Annotated in this window: 17 protein-coding genes; 10 read left to right on the plus strand and 7 right to left on the minus strand. The window is 67.9% G+C overall.

The genetic code is table 11. From position 1 onward, the window contains the following. Positions 1 to 5: 5 nt before the first annotated feature. Complete coding sequence (locus tag SOM39_RS10990) at positions 6 to 644, minus strand: response regulator (RefSeq protein ID WP_068848316.1); 639 nt, start codon at positions 642 to 644, stop codon at positions 6 to 8. Between the two features lie 78 nt (positions 645 to 722). On the opposite strand from SOM39_RS10990, the gene SOM39_RS10995 reads away from it, so the two are divergent. After that, entirely contained in the window at positions 723 to 3,683 is a 2,961-nt protein-coding gene (locus SOM39_RS10995) for an ATP-binding protein (protein WP_320458346.1), read from the plus strand. A gap of 9 nt (positions 3,684 to 3,692) precedes the next feature. After that, a complete protein-coding gene (locus SOM39_RS11000) occupies positions 3,693 to 4,301 on the plus strand; it encodes an Hpt domain-containing response regulator (protein WP_341849677.1) in 609 nt (202 codons plus the stop codon). A gap of 60 nt (positions 4,302 to 4,361) precedes the next feature. On the opposite strand, the gene SOM39_RS11005 is transcribed toward SOM39_RS11000, so the two are convergent. From SOM39_RS11005 to SOM39_RS11015, 3 genes are all read right to left on the minus strand, one after another. Continuing rightward, the gene (locus SOM39_RS11005; protein WP_068848320.1) at positions 4,362 to 4,748 is read right to left on the minus strand and encodes a c-type cytochrome; all 387 of its coding nucleotides are present in this window, start codon (positions 4,746 to 4,748) and stop codon (positions 4,362 to 4,364) included. Beyond that, on the minus strand, positions 4,748 to 6,424 hold the full coding sequence (locus SOM39_RS11010) for an electron transfer flavoprotein-ubiquinone oxidoreductase (protein ID WP_320458347.1): 1,677 nt from the start codon (positions 6,422 to 6,424) through the stop codon (positions 4,748 to 4,750). The genes SOM39_RS11005 and SOM39_RS11010 overlap by 1 nt, the downstream gene beginning before the upstream one ends. A 213-nt stretch (positions 6,425 to 6,637) precedes the next feature. Beyond that, positions 6,638 to 7,138, minus strand: coding sequence for an N-acetyltransferase (locus SOM39_RS11015; protein ID WP_320458348.1), 501 nt, complete (start codon positions 7,136 to 7,138; stop codon positions 6,638 to 6,640). A 119-nt stretch (positions 7,139 to 7,257) separates the two neighbouring features. On the opposite strand from SOM39_RS11015, the gene SOM39_RS11020 reads away from it, so the two are divergent. Next, on the plus strand, positions 7,258 to 8,421 hold the full coding sequence (locus tag SOM39_RS11020; protein ID WP_320458349.1) for an acyl-CoA dehydrogenase family protein: 1,164 nt from the start codon (positions 7,258 to 7,260) through the stop codon (positions 8,419 to 8,421). On the opposite strand, the gene trmL is transcribed toward SOM39_RS11020, so the two are convergent. Both trmL and SOM39_RS11030 read right to left on the minus strand, forming a co-directional pair. Further along, positions 8,418 to 8,897 carry a tRNA (uridine(34)/cytosine(34)/5-carboxymethylaminomethyluridine(34)-2'-O)-methyltransferase TrmL gene (gene trmL / locus SOM39_RS11025; protein ID WP_320458350.1) on the minus strand — a complete coding sequence of 160 codons (480 nt, stop codon included), beginning with the start codon at positions 8,895 to 8,897 and terminating at the stop codon, positions 8,418 to 8,420. The two genes, SOM39_RS11020 and trmL, sit on opposite strands and share 4 nt — an antisense overlap. Before the next feature lie 58 nt (positions 8,898 to 8,955). Next, positions 8,956 to 9,426, minus strand: a complete 471-nt coding sequence (locus tag SOM39_RS11030) for a hypothetical protein (protein WP_095362501.1) — start codon at positions 9,424 to 9,426, stop codon at positions 8,956 to 8,958. Between the two features lie 406 nt (positions 9,427 to 9,832). Here SOM39_RS11030 and SOM39_RS11035 point away from each other — a divergent pair, with 406 nt between their 5' ends. The 4 genes from SOM39_RS11035 to SOM39_RS11050 all read left to right on the plus strand — a co-directional run bounded on the left by SOM39_RS11035 (position 9,833) and on the right by SOM39_RS11050 (position 15,363). Continuing rightward, positions 9,833 to 12,676, plus strand: coding sequence for a pitrilysin family protein (locus tag SOM39_RS11035; protein WP_320458351.1), 2,844 nt, complete (start codon positions 9,833 to 9,835; stop codon positions 12,674 to 12,676). A gap of 268 nt (positions 12,677 to 12,944) precedes the next feature. Further along, positions 12,945 to 13,262 carry a DUF4156 domain-containing protein gene (locus tag SOM39_RS11040; RefSeq protein WP_068848330.1) on the plus strand — a complete coding sequence of 106 codons (318 nt, stop codon included), beginning with the start codon at positions 12,945 to 12,947 and terminating at the stop codon, positions 13,260 to 13,262. 113 nt (positions 13,263 to 13,375) lie between these two features. Then, a complete protein-coding gene (locus tag SOM39_RS11045; protein WP_068848332.1) occupies positions 13,376 to 14,392 on the plus strand; it encodes a 3-oxoacyl-ACP synthase III in 1,017 nt (338 codons plus the stop codon). 80 nt (positions 14,393 to 14,472) lie between these two features. Continuing rightward, positions 14,473 to 15,363: an alpha/beta fold hydrolase gene (locus SOM39_RS11050; RefSeq protein WP_095362503.1), complete on the plus strand. Its 891-nt coding sequence runs from the start codon at positions 14,473 to 14,475 to the stop codon at positions 15,361 to 15,363. A gap of 32 nt (positions 15,364 to 15,395) precedes the next feature. Here SOM39_RS11050 and SOM39_RS11055 read toward each other — a convergent pair whose 3' ends face one another. After that, a complete protein-coding gene (locus tag SOM39_RS11055) occupies positions 15,396 to 15,773 on the minus strand; it encodes a YkgJ family cysteine cluster protein (protein ID WP_068848335.1) in 378 nt (125 codons plus the stop codon). Between the two features lie 105 nt (positions 15,774 to 15,878). On the opposite strand from SOM39_RS11055, the gene oleC reads away from it, so the two are divergent. The 3 genes from oleC to SOM39_RS11070 all read left to right on the plus strand — a co-directional run bounded on the left by oleC (position 15,879) and on the right by SOM39_RS11070 (position 18,758). Next, positions 15,879 to 17,534: an olefin beta-lactone synthetase gene (oleC, locus tag SOM39_RS11060; protein ID WP_320458352.1), complete on the plus strand. Its 1,656-nt coding sequence runs from the start codon at positions 15,879 to 15,881 to the stop codon at positions 17,532 to 17,534. Then, positions 17,531 to 18,541 carry a 2-alkyl-3-oxoalkanoate reductase gene (gene oleD / locus SOM39_RS11065; RefSeq protein ID WP_095362505.1) on the plus strand — a complete coding sequence of 337 codons (1,011 nt, stop codon included), beginning with the start codon at positions 17,531 to 17,533 and terminating at the stop codon, positions 18,539 to 18,541. The genes oleC and oleD overlap by 4 nt, the downstream gene beginning before the upstream one ends. Before the next feature lie 61 nt (positions 18,542 to 18,602). Next, complete coding sequence (locus SOM39_RS11070) at positions 18,603 to 18,758, plus strand: DUF1328 domain-containing protein (RefSeq protein ID WP_068854496.1); 156 nt, start codon at positions 18,603 to 18,605, stop codon at positions 18,756 to 18,758. The last annotated feature ends 28 nt before the right edge of the window (positions 18,759 to 18,786 follow it).

The following is an 18,786-nucleotide window of genomic DNA, read 5'->3' on the forward strand; positions in this document are numbered from 1 at the left end:
CACCTTCAGAAGCGGTGGATCTTGATGTAATCGAACAGATCGGCGTCATTGTCCAGGCCAAGCTTGAGCATGGCATCGCCTTTCTGCCGGCTGATGGTGCTCACGCTCTTGTGCAGTTTCGCGGCGATTTCCTTCACGATCAGGCCGCTGCCCAGCAGGCGCAGGACTTCCACCTCACGGGGCGACAGCGCGCGTGCGCGATCGTCGCCCATGCCCTCCGTGCCGATCTTGTCGATGCGTTTTTTCAGGGTCCGGCTGACATACGGCTGGCCGCGGTGCACGGTCTGGATCGCTACCGGCAGTTCTTCCATCGACGAGGTCTTGTCGACCAGCCCGAGCACGCCGGTGCCTACCACCATGCGCAGAATCGCCAGGTTGTTGGAGACGCTCAGCATCAGCACCGGCAGGTCCGGATAGTGACGGCGGACCTGGCCGATCATGGCAAAACCGTCAGGCTGGCCGCCGCCGGGCATGGAGTAATCGGTGACCAGCACGTCGCACTCCTTGACCTTGAGCACGGCCAAAAGCTCATCCACGCTGCTGGCTTCGGCCACCACGTGGCCCACGCCACTGGATTCGATCACGGATTTGGTGCCGATGCGGACCACCGGGTGGTCGTCGGCGATGATTATGCGCAAGCTCATGGAATAGTATGGCCGTTAAGGCAGCGGCCCCTCGGGGCACGTCGCGGTGGGCGGATCACTCCTGGGAGAACTGACAGCATGCGTACCTCGGTTGTCCGCTGGCTGGTCGTGCTGGGCCTGGTGATCGCGCTGGGCGCCATCGCGGCTCCGGCGCCTGCACCGTCGCTGTCACCGCGCCAGGCTGAATGGATCGACCGGAACCCTACCATCTTACTGGGGCTGTACGACAGCGGCTGGCCACCATTCGAATTCATGCACAACGGCCGCCCCGACGGACTCGGCTACGACTACCTGATGTTGTTGACCCGGCAGCTCGGCGTGCGGGTGAAGGTGCGGGTGTATCGCGATTGGGCAGACGTGCTGGATGCGGCATGCCGGGGCGAGGTCGACGTGGTGATGAACATCACCCTCACCCCGGACCGCACCCGCTGCATGGTCTACACCGGCTCCTACGCCGACGCGCCGTTGGCCCTTGTGGGCCGGGTGGGCGATACCCGGACCTCAAGCGACCCGGACCTGGCCGGGCTGCGCGTGGTCACCGAGCAGGAATTCCTCACCAGCAACCAGGTGCGTTCACGCTTCCCCGCCGCCCGCCAGGTGACCGCGCCCAATACCCGGGCCGCGCTGGCGATGGTGGCCCAGGGCAAGGCCGATGTGTACATCGGCAATGCGCACGTCGCCAGCACCCTGATCCGCGAGCAGGACATTGACGGTATCGCCCTGCTGCGGCCCAGCGACCTGCCGCCCGAGCGCCTCCACTTCGGCGTGCCCAATGCCCGCCAGCCGCTGGCCGAAGCGCTCGACAGCGCGCTGTCCACCGTGACCGCCGCGCAGCGCGAGGCGCTGTACAAGCGCTGGCTGCCGCCACTGCAGTGGTCGGCGCAGTCGCGGCTGATCCTGGGCGAGGCCGAACGCCGCATCCTGGCCACCCCGTTGCGCATGGGCTATGCGCCGAATGGGGCGCCGCTGTCGTTCATCGATGCGGCCGGCGAACCCAGCGGGGTGGCCGGCGATTACCTGCGCCAGCTGCGCATGGTCGGGGCCCAGTTGAACCGCGTGCCCGCTCACGACTGGTTCGAGGTGCGCGAGCAGATGCGCCGCGGCGATGTCGATGTGGTGATGGGCATGCCGAACGATGCGCATTACCTAGGCGATGACTGGGTCTTCAGCCAGCCCTTCATCAGCGTGCCCAACGTGATCGTCACCCCGAACAACAGCCGTTCGGTACTGGGGCTGGGCGACCTGGACGGGCGCAGCATCCTGCTCTCCGACCCCGAGCGCCTGCGCGGCTACATCCTCCAGTACGCGCCCAAGGCGCGCATCGTGCCGGCGCGCGGCGTTGAGCAGGCACTGTCGCGACTGGCCAATGGCGACGCCGATGCCTACGTGGGCAACCTGGCGATGGTCGACCGCGTGGTTCGCGAGGTGTATCCGGCCAAGCTGCACGTGGCCGCGCCGGCGGGCTTCAGCGACCAGCTGTCGCTGGCCGTCAAACGCCAGTACGCGCCGCTGGCCACCACCTTCGACCGGGTGCTGGCCAACCTCACCCCACGCGAGCACGCCGCCATCCGGGGCGACTGGCTGCTGGCCGAATACCGCACCGGGCTGGACTGGCGCTCGGTCGCGCGCTGGGCGGTGCCGCTGTCGCTGGTGCTGCTCACCGGCATCATCGTGCATGGCTGGGGCTACTGGCGGCTGCGCCGCGAGGTCGGCATGCGGCGCCGGCTGGAACAGCGGCTGGTGGAAGTGACCGACAACCTGCCGGCGATCGTCTACCAGGCGCGCCGTGACAGCGATGGCCGGGTGACGTTCCCGTACATCACCGGCGACCTGCAGTCGATGTTCGGGGTCAGCACCGCCGAAGTGGTCGCTGATGAAACGCGCCTGGTCGACCAGATCGACCCGCGCGACCGCGAGGCGGTCAACCGCGCGCTGCACGACGCCGCGCGCGATTTCTCCGCGCTGGACATGGAGTTCCGCACCAGCCCGCACGGCGCGGTGCGCTGGGTGCGTACCCGCGCATTGCCGTATGCCGCCGAACACGGCGTGGTGCTGTGGAGCGGTTACTGGGTGGATGTGACCGAAGCGCGCGCACAGGCCGATGCGTTGGCCGCCGCCAAGTCCGACGCCGAACGGGCCACCGCGGCCAAATCCAACTTCCTGGCCACCATGAGCCACGAAATCCGCACGCCGATGAGTGGCGTGCTGGGCATGGTTGAAGCGCTGTCGCATACCGACCTGGATGGCGAGCAGCGGCGCATCATCGCGGTCATCGAGGATTCGGCGCAGATGCTGCGGCAGATCCTGGATGACATCCTCGACTACTCGCGCATCGAAGCCGGCGCGTTGCCGCTGGAACCGCAGCCGGTCATGCTGCGCAGCCTGCTCGACAACGTGCAGCAGCTGCTGTCGCCACAGGCCTCCAGCAAGAACCTTTCGCTCAGCCTGGAGGTCGATCCCGCCGTCGCCCACCAGCACCTGGTCGATGGCATGCGGCTGCGCCAGATCGTGTTCAACCTGCTCAGCAACGCCATCAAGTTTACCAACGAAGGCGCGGTGACCATCGCATTGAGCGTGGAGCGCGATGATGAGATGGCGCAGGCGTTGCGGCTGACGGTGGCCGACACCGGTATCGGCATTTCACCCGAGCAGCGCGAGCGGCTGTTCAAACCGTTTGCCCAGGCCGATGTGGCGATCACCCGCCACTACGGGGGCACCGGGTTGGGCCTGAGCATCTGCCAGCGCCTGGTGGGGTTGATGCGCGGGCGACTGGAGATGCACAGCGTGCCGGGCGAGGGCACGCGCGTGGAGGTGCTGTTGAGCCTGCCGCTGGTGCCCGGCGAGGAAACCGTGCGTGACGAGCAGCGCCCCGGCGGCGACGTCGACCCGCTGCCGCCGGGCCAGGCACGGCGCCGGGTGCTGGTGGTGGAAGACCATCCCACCAACCAGGCCCTGATGCGCTGGCGGCTGCAGCAGCTGGGCCTGCAGCATGAGCTGGCGGTGGATGGTGAAGCCGCGCTGGCGTTGCTGGCATCCTAGCACTTCGACCTGGTCATCACCGATTGCCGCATGCCGGTGATGGACGGCTACACCCTTACCCGGCGCATCCGCGAGCGCGAACGTGGCAGGGGCCAGCGCATGCCGGTGCTGGCGCTCACCGCCAGCGCGCTGGCCGAAGACGTGCAGCGCTGCCGCGAAGCCGGCATGGATGACCTGCTGGCCAAGCCGGTGGCGCTGGCCACGTTGCGCCAGGCGCTGCGCCGCTGGCTGCCCTCGGACGATGCGGACGACGCTGTGCGTGACGCCACGCCGCCGGTGGAAGCCGCGCCTGCGGCGGCGCCCACGCGCGCGGCGATCGTGCGCCGCTTCGGTTCCGAACACGTGGCCACGGTGCTGATCGACAGCATGCGCCAGGCCACCGCCGACGACCTGCAGCGCGGCTGGGAAGCGCGCGACATGGGCGACAGCAACACCGCGGTTGAGGTGCTGCATCGCATTGTCGGAGGGCTGGGCACGCTGGGCGCCGAAGCACTGGCCACCCAGGCGCGCGACCTGATGCAGCGGATTCCAGAACACGGCCTGACGGCCAGCGCCGACGACATCCGCGCGTTCGAGGACGCCTTGCAGGTGTACCTGGCCAGCCTGGACGAATCGTAGGGACACCCCATGGGTGTCCGCGCGATGCCTGATCAAAGCGCAGACACCCATGGGGTGTCCCTAGGGCTGTTCCTTCAGGTATTCGATGACCAGCCGCCGGCGCTCCGGATCCGCCGTTGCATTGACCATCCTGGAGCCCGGCACCACGGTGGCCGGAGAGCGAAGGAACGCATCCAGGGTCTGCTCGGTCCAGACCAGGTCGGCGCGCTGCATCGCAGGCGAGTAGGGATAGCCGGCCACGCTGCCCGCGCGGCGCCCCAGCACGCCGTGCAGGTTGGGACCGAAGCGGTGCACGCCGCCGGCAGTGACCGTGTGGCAGCCACCGCAGATCGCGAACGCACGCTGGCGTTCCTGCTGCCGCGCCTGCTCGGGCGTCTGCGGCGTACGTGCGCACGCGCCCAGCAGCAGGCAGCACAGCAGCACCAGCAACCGGCGCGGCAGCCGCATCACATCGCCGGGTAGTTCGGCCCGCCGCCACCTTGCGGAGTGACCCACACGATGTTCTGGGTGGGGTCCTTGATGTCGCAGGTCTTGCAGTGCACGCAGTTCTGCGCGTTGATCTGCAGCTGCTCGTGGCCTTCGCTGCCGACGAATTCGTACACCCCGGCCGGGCAGTAGCGCGCTTCCGGCCCGGCGTACTCGGCGAGGTTGACCCGCACCGGTACGCTCGCGTCCTTGAGGGTCAGGTGCGAAGGCTGGTCTTCTTCGTGGTTGGTGCTGCTCAGGAACACCGAGCTGAGCCGGTCGAAGGTGAGCACGTTGTCCGGCTTGGGGTACTCGATCCTGGTGTGCTGCGATGCCGGTTCCAGGCACTCGTGGTCAGCCTTGCTGTGGCGCAGCGTCCACGGCGGGTTGCGGATGCCCAGCTTGGGCAGCAGCCACTGCTCGATACCGGTCATCAGCGTGGCCACGCTGCGGCCCTTCTTGAACCACTGCTTGAAGTTCTTGGACTGCTTCAGCTCATCGTGCAGCCAGCTGCTTTCGAACGCGGCCGGGTAGGCGCTGAGCTCGTCGCACTGGCGATCGGCCGCCAGCGCGTCGAAGGCGGCATCGGCGGCCAGCATGCCGGTCTTGATCGCCGCGTGGCTGCCCTTGATCCGGCTGGCATTGAGGTAGCCGGCTTCGCAGCCGACCAGCGCACCGCCGGGGAACACGGTCTTGGGCAGGGACAACAGGCCACCGGCGGTGATCGCACGCGCGCCGTAGGCGATGCGCTTGCCGCCTTCAAGGTGCTTGCGGATCGACGGGTGCGTCTTGAAGCGCTGGAACTCCTCGAACGGGCTCATCCACGGGTTGCGGTAATCCAGCCCGACCACGAAGCCCACTGCGACCTTGCCGCCGTCGGCGTGGTACAGGAACGAACCACCGTAGGTATCGCTGTCCAGCGGCCAGCCGGCGGTGTGCACCACCAGGCCCGGCTCATGCTTGGCCGGGTCGATCTGCCACAGCTCCTTGATGCCGATCCCGTACGCCTGCGGGTCCTTGCCGGCGTCGAGCTGGAAGCGGGCGATCAGCTGGCGGCCCAGGTGGCCGCGCGAGCCTTCGGCGAAGATCGTGTACTTGGCATGCAGCTCCATGCCACGTTCGAAGTTGGGCCCGTGCGAGCCATCCTTGCGGATGCCCATGTCGCCGGTGGCCACGCCCATCACCGCGCCGTTCTCGTCGTACAGCACTTCGGCGGCGGCAAAGCCGGGGAAGATCGCCACTTCCAGCGCTTCGGCCTGCTGTGCCAGCCAGCGGGTGACCTCGCCCAGGCTGATGATGTAGTTGCCTTCGTTGTGGAAGCATTCCGGCAACAGCGCATGCGGCGTGCTGCGCGCGCCTTCCGGGCTGAGGAACAGGAATTCGTCGCGGGTGACCTTCTGCTTCAGCGGCGCGCCGCGTTCGGCCCAGTCCGGGAACAGTTCGGTCAGCGCGCGGGTATCCATGATCGCGCCGGACAGGATGTGCGCGCCGGGTTCGGAGCCCTTTTCCAGCACGCACACCGACAGCTCGCGGCCGGCCTCGATGGCGCGCTGGCGCAGGCGGATCGCGGTGGCCAGGCCGGCAGGGCCGGCGCCGACGATCACCACGTCGAATTCCATGGCTTCACGCGGGGGCAGGGCAGTGGTCTCTTCGCTCATGGGGGTGCGTAACTCGTGGGTAGTGCCGTCCCGGCCGGAGCCGGCGGCGGTTGCCTGGGAATCGCGCGCGACGTGTCACTGCGCAATGCTGGATCAAGCCATCAGGGTAGCGGCACGCGGCGTTTCCGCCTAGTTCGCTGAGATTCGCTGTCATATGGTGCGCCGCATCAATCCAGCACGGACGGTGATCGTACGGGGATTGCGGACAGCACGTCAGCTCGCGGCCCCGAACGCCGCGTGATACTCCACCTCTGCATCTGGACACCCGCCGTGCAGCTGCAGCGCCTGGAAATACGCCGCCGGCACCCCGGGGAACCGCAGGCGCGGTTCGGCCCGGAACCCGAACCGGCCGTAATACGCCGGATCCCCCAGCAGCACGCAACCGGCCGCACCGCGCGCCCGCAGTGTCTCCACTGCTGCCCGCATCAACGCGCTCCCCACGCCCTGCCCCTGCCGCCCCGGTGCCACCGAAATCGGCCCCAGCCCATACCAGCCCGGGCTGCCATCACTGAGCTGCACCTTTGACAGCGCCACGTGCCCGACGATGCCATCGGCGTCTTCGGCCACCAGGGAGACCGCCAGCGCACCGGCACGGCGCAGCGCATCCACGATGTACTGCTCGGTGTGGCTGCTGTGCGGCGCATCGACGAACGCTGCGCGGGTGAGGGCATGAATGGCGTCGGCCTCGCCGGGACGCTCGCTGCGGATCTGCATGGGCGGAGATCTCTGCGGGAGGAGGTCGCCATTGTACCGGCGTGGTGCGGCGTCCCTTGGCCGGTCCCGGGCCAGGCATCACAATGGAGGTCCTGCTACTGCCCCCGATGTCGCCGCCCATGGCCCTCAATCCGTACGATCTGTTCGATGTCCGCTCGCTGCTCACCGAAGAGGAGCGCGCAGTGCAGGCCACGGTGGCGCGTTTCACCGACGAACGCGTGCTGCCGATCATCGGCGACGCGTTTGACGAGGGCCGCTTCCCGGATGAACTCATTCCCGAAATCGCCTCGCTTGGCCTGCTCGGCTCCAGCCTGCCGGAACAATACGGCGGTGGCGGCCTCAACGCGGTCAGCTACGGCCTGATCTGCCAGGAACTGGAACGCGGTGACTCGGGCCTGCGCAGTTTCGTTTCGGTGCAGAGCTCGCTGTGCATGTACCCGATCTTCGCCTACGGCAGCGAAGAACAGCGCCTGCGCTGGTTGCCGGACATGGCGGCCGGCCGGGTGATCGGCTGCTTCGGCCTGACCGAAGCCCACGGCGGTTCCGACCCGGCCGCGATGAAGACCCGCGCGGTGCGCGATGGCGGCGACTGGGTGATCAACGGCAGCAAGATGTGGATCACCAGCGGCCCGGTGGCCGATATCGCCATCGTCTGGGCGCATACCGAAGACGGCATCCAGGGGTTCGTGCTGGAAAAGGGCATGGCCGGGTTCACCACCCAGGAAATCAAGCACAAGATGAGCCTGCGCGCCTCGCTCACCGGCGCGCTGTTCTTCGACAACGTGCGCGTGCCCGAGCGCAACCGGCTGCCCAACGCGCAGGGCCTGAAAGGCCCGCTGGGCTGCCTCAACCAGGCCCGCTACGGCATCAGCTGGGGCCCGATCGGCGCGGCCGTGGCCTGCCTGGACGAGGCGTTGAACTACACCAAGGAACGCGTGTTGTTCGGGCGCCCGGTGGCGGCCACCCAGAGCGCCCAGATCAAACTCGCCGACATGGCCCGGCGCATCACCACCGCGCAGCTGCTGTCACTGCAGCTGGGGCGGTTGAAGGATGCCGGCCAGCTGCAGCCGCAGCAGGTCAGCCTGGCCAAGTGGAACAACTGCCGCATGGCGATCGACATCGCCCGGGAGTGCCGCGACCTGCTCGGCGGCGCTGGCATCACCACCGAACACGTTGCGATCCGGCATGCGTTGAACCTGGAATCGGTGATCACCTACGAGGGCACCGAAACCGTGCACCAGCTGGTGATCGGGCGCGAGTTGACCGGAATCAACGCGTTTTAAGCGCCGCCGGCGAATCCGTTCTGGCGCCACGCTTCGTACATCACCACGGCGACCGTGTTGGACAGGTTGAGGCTGCGGTTGTCCGGCTGCATCGGCAGGCGCAGGCGGCGGCCGTGCGGCAACGCATCCAGCACGTCCTGCGGCAGGCCACGGGTTTCCGGGCCGAACAGGAACGCATCGCCGTCTTCGAACTGCTGGGTGTCATAACGCACGCTGCCGCGGGTACTCAGGGCGAACAGGCGCTTGGGCGCGATCACCTGCAGGGCGGTATCCAGGTCCGGATGCACCTGCAGTCGAGCGTATTCGTGGTAATCCAGGCCGGCGCGCTTGAGCTGCTTGTCGCTCAGGTCGAAACCGAGCGGCTCGATCAGGTGCAGTCGCGCGCCGGTGTTGGCGCAGAGCCGGATCACATTGCCGGTATTCGGGGGAATTTCCGGCTGGAACAACACAACATGGAACGTAGGGTTGGCGGTCATTCGTGCATTTTACGCCGCGACCCCCTGGCAGGTATCGACCGTCGGTCAATACCTGCGGTTACGGACGAACCAGGACCGACGCGGTTTCAACCGCGAAGGCCTGCAGGTCGTTCGGCGACGGGCGCACCTGCAGGGTCGGCAGGTTGATGATCACGTCGCGGGCGATCGTGCCGGCGGCCGAGGCCAGGGCACCCATGTAATCGGTGCTGCGGGTGTCCTGCTCGGCAGCCAGGGCTTCGCGCTGTTCGGCGGTCGGGCGGACCTCGACGGCGGCCAGGGTGGTGACGCGCTGGCTGTTGGCCAGTTCGGCACGGTATTCGGCGATCTGGCCGGCGGTCGGACGGACTTCCACCAGCGCCAGGGTGGGGATGCTGCTGGTGCGTTCGACTTCGGCCTGGGCCAGCTGGTCGGCGGCGGGGCGGACCTGCACGGTCGGCAGCGTGGTGATGGCGGAAGCGGCATGCACGTTCGAAACAAACGCGGAGCCGGCAGCGAGGGCGATGGCAATTGCGATGGTCTTGGTGTTCATGACGGGGCCTGTTTAGTGTTGGTGAGCAGTGGTGTGGTAGTAAGGTAGTACACCGAATCTGGGAGTGCAAGAGAAATTTTCAGATTCCGTGTTGTGTTCAGCGATCAGTCAGCTTTGGTTTGATCGCGTCCTTTCCGCACTTGGGTGTAAGCAGGGCCCGTGCCAACTTTTAGTCATTGATTTGAAAGGGTTTTGTCGGATGCGCAGAGTGTCCGCTGTCCGGACACCTGTCCGATCCAGGGCTGCGCGACTGTCCGGACGTGGGTTCAGGTGGCGGCAGAAGGCGCCGTGGCGGTCAGCGGCGCGCCCGGAAAGTTCCCTGACAAAGGGAGTGACTGTTGGCCGATGCCTTTACCCGTACTCCCGGGCTAGCATCCCCCTTCACTTTCATGACCAAGGAAACGGAATGACCTCCCAACTTCGACCGCGTGCCGCGCTGCTGGCTGTAGCGCTTTCCGCCGCCCTGGGCAGCTTCGCCCCGGCCCCGGCGATGGCAAGGCCGGCACAGGTCGCCAAGGTCGACATTCCGTTTGAAGAGTTCACCTTGCCCAACGGCCTGCGCGTGGTGGTGCACACCGACCGCAAGGCGCCGATCGTGGCGGTGAACATCTGGTACCACGTGGGTAGCAAGGACGAACCGGCCGGCCGCACCGGCTTTGCGCACCTGTTCGAACACCTGATGTTCCAGGGCAGCGAAAACCACGCCGGCGAATACTTCGAACCGTTCAAGCAGGTCGGCGTGACCGGGCAGAACGGCACTACCAACACCGACCGCACCAACTACTTCGAGAACGTACCCACCACCGCGCTGGACATGGCGCTGTGGATGGAATCGGACCGCATGGGCCACCTGCTCGGCGCCATCGACCAGGCTGCGCTCGACGAACAGCGCGGCGTGGTGCAGAACGAAAAGCGCCAGGGCGAGAACCAGCCTTACGGGCAGGTGTGGGACAAGCTCACCCGCTCCATGTACCCCGAAGGCCACCCGTACCATCACGGCGTGATCGGGTCGATGAACGACCTCAACGCGGCCTCGCTGGACGACGTCAAGAACTGGTTCCGCACCTGGTACGGCCCCAACAACGCGGTGCTGGTGCTGGCCGGTGATATCGACGTGGCCACCGCCAAGGAAAAGGTCGCCCGGTACTTCGGCGACATCCCGGCCGGCCCGAGCATGGCCCAGCCGGCGGTCAACGTGGCCAAGCGCGAGACGTCCACGCGCGAAACCATGACCGACAAGGTGCCGCAGGCGCGCATCTACCGCGTCTGGAACGTCGCCCAGACCGGCACCACCGACATCGACCAGCTGCAGCTGTTCGCGCAGGTACTGGGCGGGGCCAAGTCCTCGCGCCTGGACCAGCGCCTGCTCCACCAGGACAAGCTGGTGGACAACATCAGCGCCGGTGCCTACACCTCGCAGCTGGGGTCCAACTTCGTGATCATGGCCACCGTCAAGCAGGGCGTGGACCCGGCCAAGGTCGAAGCGATCATCGATGAGGAAGTGCGCCGCCTGGTCAAGGACGGCCCCACCGCCGATGAGCTGAGCCGCGGCAAGACCGCGTTCCGCGCCGGCTTCATCCGTGGCATCGAACGCATCGGCGGGTTCGGCGGCAAGGCCGACGCGCTGGCCGAGTGCGCCGTGTTCGAAGGCGACCCGGGCTGCTTCCGCCGTTCGCTGGCCAACATCGACGCGGCCAGCGCCGCCGACGTGCGCGCGGCCGGCGCCAAGTGGCTGGGCGTGGGCGACCACACCCTGGTGGTGGAACCGGGCGCGCGCGTGGCGCTGCCGGAACTGCCGTCGGCCACCCCCAAGCCGTTCACCGTGCCGGGCGTGGACCCCAGGTTCAGCACCAGCCCGACCGTGGTGGACCGCAGCACCGGCGTGCCGCAGACCAAGACCTTCCCGGAGCTGAAGTTCCCGCAGCTGCACCGCGCCACGCTGAAGAACGGCACGCAGGTGATCCTGGCCGAGCGCCATGACATTCCGGTGGTGCAGTTCAGCTATGAATTCCCCGGTGGTTTCACCGCCGACCAGGGCCGCAAGTCCGGCACCGCGAACTTCACCATGGACCTGATGGGCGAGGGCGCTGGCAAGCTGGGCGCACTGCCGTTCGCCGATGCGGCCGACGCATTGGGCGCCAGCCTGGGTGCATCGGCCACGCTGGACAGCGCCGCCGTGTACCTGTCGGCGCTGAAGGAAAACCTGGCCCCGTCGCTGGCCCTGTACGCGGACATGCTGCGCCAGCCGCGCTTCGACCAGGCCGAGATCGACCGGGTCAAGGCCACCTGGATCGCCGGCATCCAGCAGGAGAAGGTCAACCCGAACGCCTCGGCCATGCGGGTGCTGCCCACCCTGCTGTATGGGGCTGGCCATCCGTACGCCATTCCGTTCACCGGCAGCGGCAACGAAGCCGACATCCAGTCGCTGACCCGCGCCGACCTGGTCGACTTCCACCGCGATTGGCTGCGCCCGGAGCAGGGCACCCTGATCGTGGTCGGTGACACCACCCTGAAGGAAATCGTGCCGCTGCTGGAGCGCCAGCTTGGCGACTGGAAGAGCAGCACCCCGGCGCCGCTGGCCAAGGCGCCGGTGGATGTCGCGCGCCCGGCCAAGGGCCGCGTGTACCTGATCGACCAGCCCGGCGCGGTGCAGGCCAACCTGTTCGCCGGCCAGGTGGTGCCCTCCACCATGGACGCGGGTGCCACCCGCTTCGACATCGCCAACGGCGTGCTCGGCGGCGACTTCACCTCGCGCCTGAACATGAACCTGCGCGAGGAGAAGCACTGGTCCTACGGTGCCCGCACCATGGCCAGCAGCACCCTGGGCCAGCGCCCGTGGATGGCCGTGGCCCCGGTCCAGATCGACAAGACCGCCGAGGCAATGAAGGAGATGCAGAAGGAAATCGCCGACTTCGCCTCCGGTGCCGAAACCATCACGCCGGCCGAGGTCACCCGCATCCGCAACATCCAGAACCTGAGCCTGCCGGGCGCCTACGAGACCGCCAGCGCGGTGCTGGGCACCATCAGCGGCATCGTCCGCTACCAGCGCCCGGACGACTACGTGTTCAAGCGCAAGGCCGAGATCGAAGCGATGACCCCGGCCCAGGTGCAGCAGGCCGCCGCCACGCTGGATCCCAAGACCCTGACCTGGGTGGTGGTGGGCGACCTGAAGCAGACCGAAGCCCCGGTGCGCGCGCTGAACCTGGGCGAGGTGACCATCATCGATGCCGATGGCAAGCCGGTTCCGTAACGGGCGACCGGGTGGCTTCGGTGGGTGTAAACGCCGGTCGGGTTGATTCGACCGGCGTTTTTCCCGCGTCGGACGCTTTGGCCGCGCTGCGCGCGGTGTCCGGCCAACGGCCGGACCTACGAATTGCTACGTGGCGGTTGGGATCTGGATCAATCAACCAACGGCAGTTCCCGGTAGCGCCGGCCGTTGGCCGGCCCTCGGGGTCCATCTACCCGCGATTCAGCCCGTTCAGGCACACTGCCTTTCTCATCTTCACGAGCCCTCCGCCATGCGCATTCTGCTGCTCTCCCTTCTTACCCTCAGCGCCACCGCCTGCACCTGGGTGCCGATCGAACCGGTGGGCAAGGCCGTGCGGGTGCTGCCGAACGGCCCGGTTCCCACCGGCTGCGTCACCAAGGGCGAGGTGGTGGTCACCGTGAAGGACAAGGTCGGCTTCTACAACCGCAACCCGCTGCGGGTGCAGGAAGAACTGGAAACCCTGGCCCGCAACGAGGCGCCCAGCGCCGGCGCAAATGCGGTCCAGGCGTCGGGCCTGCCGGCTGATGGCAGCCAGCGTTTTGCTGCCTTCCAGTGCCCGCCACGCTGAACCCGTCAGGTCCGGGCCGGAACCATACGCCCGGACGTGAATTCGTAAAGGTGCGGTGAAGGCGCAGGGGGCTTACAATAGCGCCCCCTTTGCCTGAGCCTTGGCGCTAACTGATGCTCTTCAAGAATGTATCGATCGCCGGCCTGGCGCACATCGACGCGCCGCACACGCTGACGTCCAAGGAAATCAACGAACGTCTGCAGCCGACGCTGGATCGTCTGGGCATCCGTACCGACGTGCTGGGCGATATCGCCGGCATCCACGCCCGCCGCCTGTGGGACGCGGACATGCTCGCCTCCGACGCCGCGACCCTGGCTGCCCGCAAGGCGCTGGACGACGCCGGCATCGGCGCTGACAAGATCGGCCTGCTGGTCAACACCTCGGTCAGCCGCGACTACCTGGAGCCGTCCACGGCCAGCATCGTCTCGGGCAACCTGGGCGTCAGCGACCAGTGCATGACCTTCGACGTCGCCAACGCCTGCCTGGCCTTCATCAACGGCATGGATATCGCCGCCCGCATGCTTGAACGCGGCGAGATCGACTATGCGCTGATCGTCGATGGCGAAACCGCCAACCTCGTCTACGAGAAGACCCTCGAGCGCATGGCCCTGCCGGGCGTGACCGCCGACGACTTCCGCAACGAGATGGCCGCCCTGACCCTGGGCTGTGGCGCTGCCGCCATGGTCATGGCGCGCACCGAACTGGTGCCCGACGCGCCGCGTTACCGCGGTGGCGTGACCCGTTCGGCCACCGAGTGGAACCAGCTGTGCCGCGGCAACCTGGACCGCATGGTCACCGACACCCGCATGCTGCTGATCGAAGGCATCAAGCTGGCGCAGAAGACCTTCGTGGCGGCCCGCGAAGCACTGGGCTGGGCGGTGGAGGAACTGGACCAGTTCGTCATCCATCAGGTCAGCCAGCCGCACACCGCTGCCTTCATCAAGAACTTCGGCATCGACCCGAAGAAGGTGATGACCATCTTCGGTGAGCACGGCAACATCGGTCCGGCCTCGGTGCCGATCGTGCTGAGCAAGCTCAAGGAGCTGGGCCGCCTGAAGAAGGGCGACCGCATTGCGCTGCTCGGCATCGGTTCGGGCCTGAACTGCTCGATGGCCGAAGTGGTCTGGTAAACCGCCACTTCAGCGCCGCTGCGCGGTTCTTCCCATACTCGAGGGCCGGTTCTACCGGCCCTTTCCACAGGTGCGCTTCCATGCCCAAGCTTCCCGGTTATCCCGCCCATCCGCAGCGCTTCGAGGTCCGCCCGGGCCTGACCATGGGCTACCTCGACGAAGGCCCGCGCGATGGCGAGGTGGTGGTGATGGTCCACGGCAATCCGTCGTGGAGCTACTACTGGCGCACGCTGGTGGCCGGGCTGTCGGACCGCTACCGCTGCATCGTGCCCGACCACATCGGCATGGGCCTGTCGGACAAGCCCGATGACGCGCACTACGAGTACACCCTGCAGTCGCGCGTGGACGACCTGGACGCGCTGCTGGCGCACCTGGGCATCACCGGCCCGGTGACCCTGGCCGTGCACGACTGGGGTGGCATGATCGGCTTTGGCTGGGCGCTGTCGCACCATGTGCAGGTCAAGCGACTGGTGGTGCTCAACACCGCCGCCTTCCCGATGCCGGCGGCCAAGCAGATGCCGTGGCAGATCGCGCTGGGCCGGCACTGGAAGATCGGCGAGTGGATCATCCGCACCTTCAACGCGTTCTCGTCCGGTGCCTCGTGGCTGGGCGTGGAACGGAAGATGCCGGCCGACGTGCGCCGTGCCTATGTGTCGCCGTACAACAGCTACGCCAACCGGATCAGCACCATCCGCTTCATGCAGGACATTCCGCTGAGCCCGGCCGACAAGGCCTGGTCGCTGCTGGAACGCGCCGGCAAGGCGCTGCCGTCGTTCGCCGACCGCCCGGCCTTCATCGGCTGGGGCCTGCGCGATTTCGTGTTCGACCACCACTTCCTGGCAGGCTTCCAGGCGGCGCTGCCGCAGGCGCAGGTGCACGCGTTCGAGGACGCCGGGCATTACGTGCTGGAAGACAAGCACGAGGTGCTTGTGCCGGAAATCCGCGCGTTCCTGGACCAGAACCCGATTTAACGGAGTACCGACCAACGGTCGGTACCTACCTTTCACGCTGCGTCGGGGTGGTCCGCGCCATCGCGCCAGGCCCAGCTCTCCAGGCTCAGCGCCGGCAGCCCATGGATCGCCCGCGCCTTGTCGCACTGCGGGCTGGCCTTGCCGAACTCCCACGACGCATCCACCTCGCGGCACACGCTGGGGCGGTTGGGGTGGATGCTGCAGCGTGAATACACCCCGATCTCCGCATCCAGCGCCACGCAGCGCACCGGCTTGGAATGGGTGCCGCGCATGCACAGGCGGTGCGGGTCGAGCGGCTCGGTCAGCTGGTGCGGCACGCCGCCGGGGGTGACCTCGTCCGATTCCATCCAGTGGAAGGCCACGCGGTACTGGGTGCAGCAGGCGCCGCACGTCATGCAGGGATGGGACATGGGCGTGCCGCCTCGGGCGGCAGGGGGATGGAAAGGCGAAGGGGGCGAATTTTCCACGCCTGCGGCCGCCGCGCAAGAATTTTCTGCAGCGGCGACAATGAACGGATGAACAGCCCGATCAACATCGCCGCGCGCCTGCCCGAACTGGCCCGCGAACGCCCCGACCAGATCGCCATCCGCTGCCCCGGCCGGCCCGGCCCCGGCGGCATGGCGCGCTATGACGTGACCCTCGATTACCGCACCCTGGACGCCCGCAGCGACGCCATGGCCGCCGGCCTGGCGGCCTACGGCATCGGCCGCGGCGTGCGTGCGGTGGTGATGGTGCGGCCCTCGCCGGAGTTCTTTCTGCTCATGTTTGCGCTGTTCAAGAACGGCGCGGTGCCGGTGCTGGTCGACCCGGGCATCGACAAGCGCGCGCTGAAGCAGTGCCTGGACGAGGCCCAGCCGGAAGCCTTCATCGGCATCGGCCTGGCCCACGTGGCGCGGCTGGTGCTGCGCTGGTGCCCGTCCGCCACGCGCCTGGTCACGGTCGGCCGCCGCTGGGGCTGGGGCGGCACCACCCTGGACCAGCTGGAAGCGCAGGGCGCACGCCAGCCGCAGCCGATGGCCGCCACCGATGGCGAGGATGTCGCCGCCATCCTGTTCACCAGCGGCTCCACCGGCGTGCCCAAGGGCGTGGTCTACCGCCACCGCCATTTCGTCGGCCAGGTGGACCTGCTGCGCTCGGCATTCGGCATGGAGGCCGGCGGGGTCGACCTGCCCACCTTCCCGCCGTTCGCGTTGTTCGACCCGGCGCTGGGGCTGACCTCGGTCATTCCGGACATGGACCCGACCCGCCCGGCCAAGGCCGACCCGCGCAGGCTGCACGACGCCATCGCCCGTTTCGGCGTGACCCAGCTGTTCGGCTCGCCCGCACTGATCCGGGTGCTGGCCGACCACGGCCAGCCGCTGCCCGGCGTGCGCCGGGTGACCTCGGCCGGCGCGCCGGTGCCGCCGGACGTGGTGGCCCGCATCCGCCGCCTGCTGCCCGACGACGCCCAGTTCTGGACCCCGTATGGCGCCACCGAGTGCCTGCCGGTGGCGGTGATCGAAGGCCGCGAGCTGGAAAGCACCCGCCAGGCCACCGAGGCCGGCGCCGGCACCTGCGTGGGCCGCGTGGTGGCGCCCAACGAGGTGCGCGTCATCGCCATCGACGACGCGCCGCTGCCGCACTGGTCGCAGGTGCGCGAAGTCGCCCAGGGCGTGGTCGGTGAAATCACCGTGGCGGGCCCGACCGCCACCGACAGCTACTTCAACCGCCCGCAGGCCACCGCCGCGGCCAAGATCACCGAAACGCGCGCCGACGGCAGCACCCGCGTGGTGCACCGCATGGGCGATGTCGGTTACTTCGATGCCGACGGCCGCTTGTGGTTCTGCGGGCGCAAGACCCAGCGCCTGGAAACCGCGCACGGCCCGCTGTACACCGAACAGGTGGAGCCGGTGTTCAACGCACTCGACGGCATCGCGCGCACCGCGCTGGTCGGCGTGGGCCCCGCTGGCCGGCAGCTGCCGGTGCTCTGCTATGAACTGCAGCCGGGCAGCGCCGATTCGCCGGCCCTGCAGCAGCGGTTGCGCGATGAAGCGGCCGCGCACGCCGGCACGCTGCGCATCGAACGCTTCCTGCTGCACCCCGGCTTCCCGGTCGATATCCGCCACAACGCCAAGATCGGCCGCGAGAAGCTCGCGGTCTGGGCGGCAACCCGAATGGAACAACCCGCATGAAGATCCTTGTCACCGGTGGTGGTGGTTTCCTCGGCCAGGCGCTGTGCCGTGGCCTGGTCGCGCGCGGCCACGAGGTCCTCAGTTTCAACCGCGGCGATTACCCGCCGCTGGCCGCGATGGGCGTGGGCCAGATCCGCGGCGACCTGGCCGACGCCGACGCCGTGCGCCACGCGGTGGCCGGGGTGGATGCGGTGTTCCACAACGGCGCCAAGGCCGGCGCGTGGGGCAGCTATGAGAGCTACCACCTGGCCAACGTGGTCGGCACCGACAACGTCATCGCCGCCTGCCGCAGCCACGGCGTGCGCACGCTGGTGTACACCTCCACGCCCAGCGTCACCCACCGCGCCACCCACCCGGTGGAAGGCCTGGGCGCCGATGAAGTGCCCTACGGCGAGAACTTCCAGGCCCCGTACGCGGCGACCAAGACCATCGCCGAGCAGCACGTGCTGGCCGCCAACGACGCCACCCTGGCCACCGTCGCACTGCGCCCGCGCCTGATCTGGGGCCCGGGCGACCAGCAGCTGGTGCCGCGCCTGGCCGAACGCGCGCGCGCTGGCCGCCTGCGCTTCGTTGGCGATGGCAACAATCTGGTCGACACCACCTACATCGACAATGCCGCGCTGGCCCACTTCCTGGCCTTCGAACACCTGGCCCCGGGCGCGGCGTGCGCCGGCAAGGCGTACTTCATCTCCAACGGCGAACCGCTGCCGATGCGCGAGCTGCTCAACAAGCTGATGGCCGCGGTAGGCGCGCCGCCGGTGGAGAAATCGATCAGCTTCAAGACCGCGTACCGCATCGGCGCGGTGGCCGAACGGCTGTGGCCGCTGCTGCGCCTGCGCGGCGAGCCGCCGATGACCCGCTTCCTCGCCGAGCAGCTGTGCACGCCGCACTGGTACAGCATGGAACCGGCGCGGCGCGACTTCGGCTACGTGCCGCAGGTCAGCATTGACGAAGGGCTCACGAGGCTGAAGGCTTCATCGCGCGGCGAGGAATCCATCACTTCCTGAACACCGGGGGTTGGTGAAGATGGCAGCACGCCAATCCGGCACGCACGACGCGAGGATCGACATGCTGCACTACGCCGTAATCTTTTTTGTCATCGCCATCATTGCGGCGGTGCTCGGCTTCTCCGGCATCGCCGGCGCTGCCAGCAACATTGCCTGGATCCTGTTTGTGGTGTTCCTGATCCTGGCCATCATTTCGATGTTCCGTAAGCGAGGGTAGTAGCGCAGGATCCTGCGCGCCCCCTCTC

Source organism: Stenotrophomonas sp. CFBP8994, from assembly GCF_034044835.1.
Taxonomy (GTDB): domain Bacteria; phylum Pseudomonadota; class Gammaproteobacteria; order Xanthomonadales; family Xanthomonadaceae; genus Stenotrophomonas; species Stenotrophomonas rhizophila_A.

Excerpts from the sequence above, each read along its gene's own strand:
- SOM39_RS11070 (WP_068854496.1), top strand. The coding sequence starts at position 18,603 with ATGCTGCACTACGCCGTAATCTTTTTTGTCATCGCCATCATTGCGGCG.
- SOM39_RS11045 (WP_068848332.1), top strand. The coding sequence starts at position 13,376 with ATGCTCTTCAAGAATGTATCGATCGCCGGCCTGGCGCACATCGACGCG.
- SOM39_RS11015 (WP_320458348.1), bottom strand. The coding sequence starts at position 7,138 with ATGCAGATCCGCAGCGAGCGTCCCGGCGAGGCCGACGCCATTCATGCC.
- SOM39_RS11035 (WP_320458351.1), top strand. The coding sequence starts at position 9,833 with ATGACCTCCCAACTTCGACCGCGTGCCGCGCTGCTGGCTGTAGCGCTT.
- SOM39_RS11040 (WP_068848330.1), top strand. The coding sequence starts at position 12,945 with ATGCGCATTCTGCTGCTCTCCCTTCTTACCCTCAGCGCCACCGCCTGC.
- SOM39_RS11030 (WP_095362501.1), bottom strand. The coding sequence starts at position 9,426 with ATGAACACCAAGACCATCGCAATTGCCATCGCCCTCGCTGCCGGCTCC.
- SOM39_RS11005 (WP_068848320.1), bottom strand. The coding sequence starts at position 4,748 with ATGCGGCTGCCGCGCCGGTTGCTGGTGCTGCTGTGCTGCCTGCTGCTG.
- SOM39_RS11010 (WP_320458347.1), bottom strand. The coding sequence starts at position 6,424 with ATGAGCGAAGAGACCACTGCCCTGCCCCCGCGTGAAGCCATGGAATTC.
- trmL (WP_320458350.1), bottom strand. The coding sequence starts at position 8,897 with ATGACCGCCAACCCTACGTTCCATGTTGTGTTGTTCCAGCCGGAAATT.
- oleD (WP_095362505.1), top strand. The coding sequence starts at position 17,531 with ATGAAGATCCTTGTCACCGGTGGTGGTGGTTTCCTCGGCCAGGCGCTG.
- SOM39_RS10990 (WP_068848316.1), bottom strand. The coding sequence starts at position 644 with ATGAGCTTGCGCATAATCATCGCCGACGACCACCCGGTGGTCCGCATC.
- SOM39_RS10995 (WP_320458346.1), top strand. The coding sequence starts at position 723 with ATGCGTACCTCGGTTGTCCGCTGGCTGGTCGTGCTGGGCCTGGTGATC.
- SOM39_RS11020 (WP_320458349.1), top strand. The coding sequence starts at position 7,258 with ATGGCCCTCAATCCGTACGATCTGTTCGATGTCCGCTCGCTGCTCACC.
- SOM39_RS11055 (WP_068848335.1), bottom strand. The coding sequence starts at position 15,773 with ATGTCCCATCCCTGCATGACGTGCGGCGCCTGCTGCACCCAGTACCGC.
- oleC (WP_320458352.1), top strand. The coding sequence starts at position 15,879 with ATGAACAGCCCGATCAACATCGCCGCGCGCCTGCCCGAACTGGCCCGC.
- SOM39_RS11050 (WP_095362503.1), top strand. The coding sequence starts at position 14,473 with ATGCCCAAGCTTCCCGGTTATCCCGCCCATCCGCAGCGCTTCGAGGTC.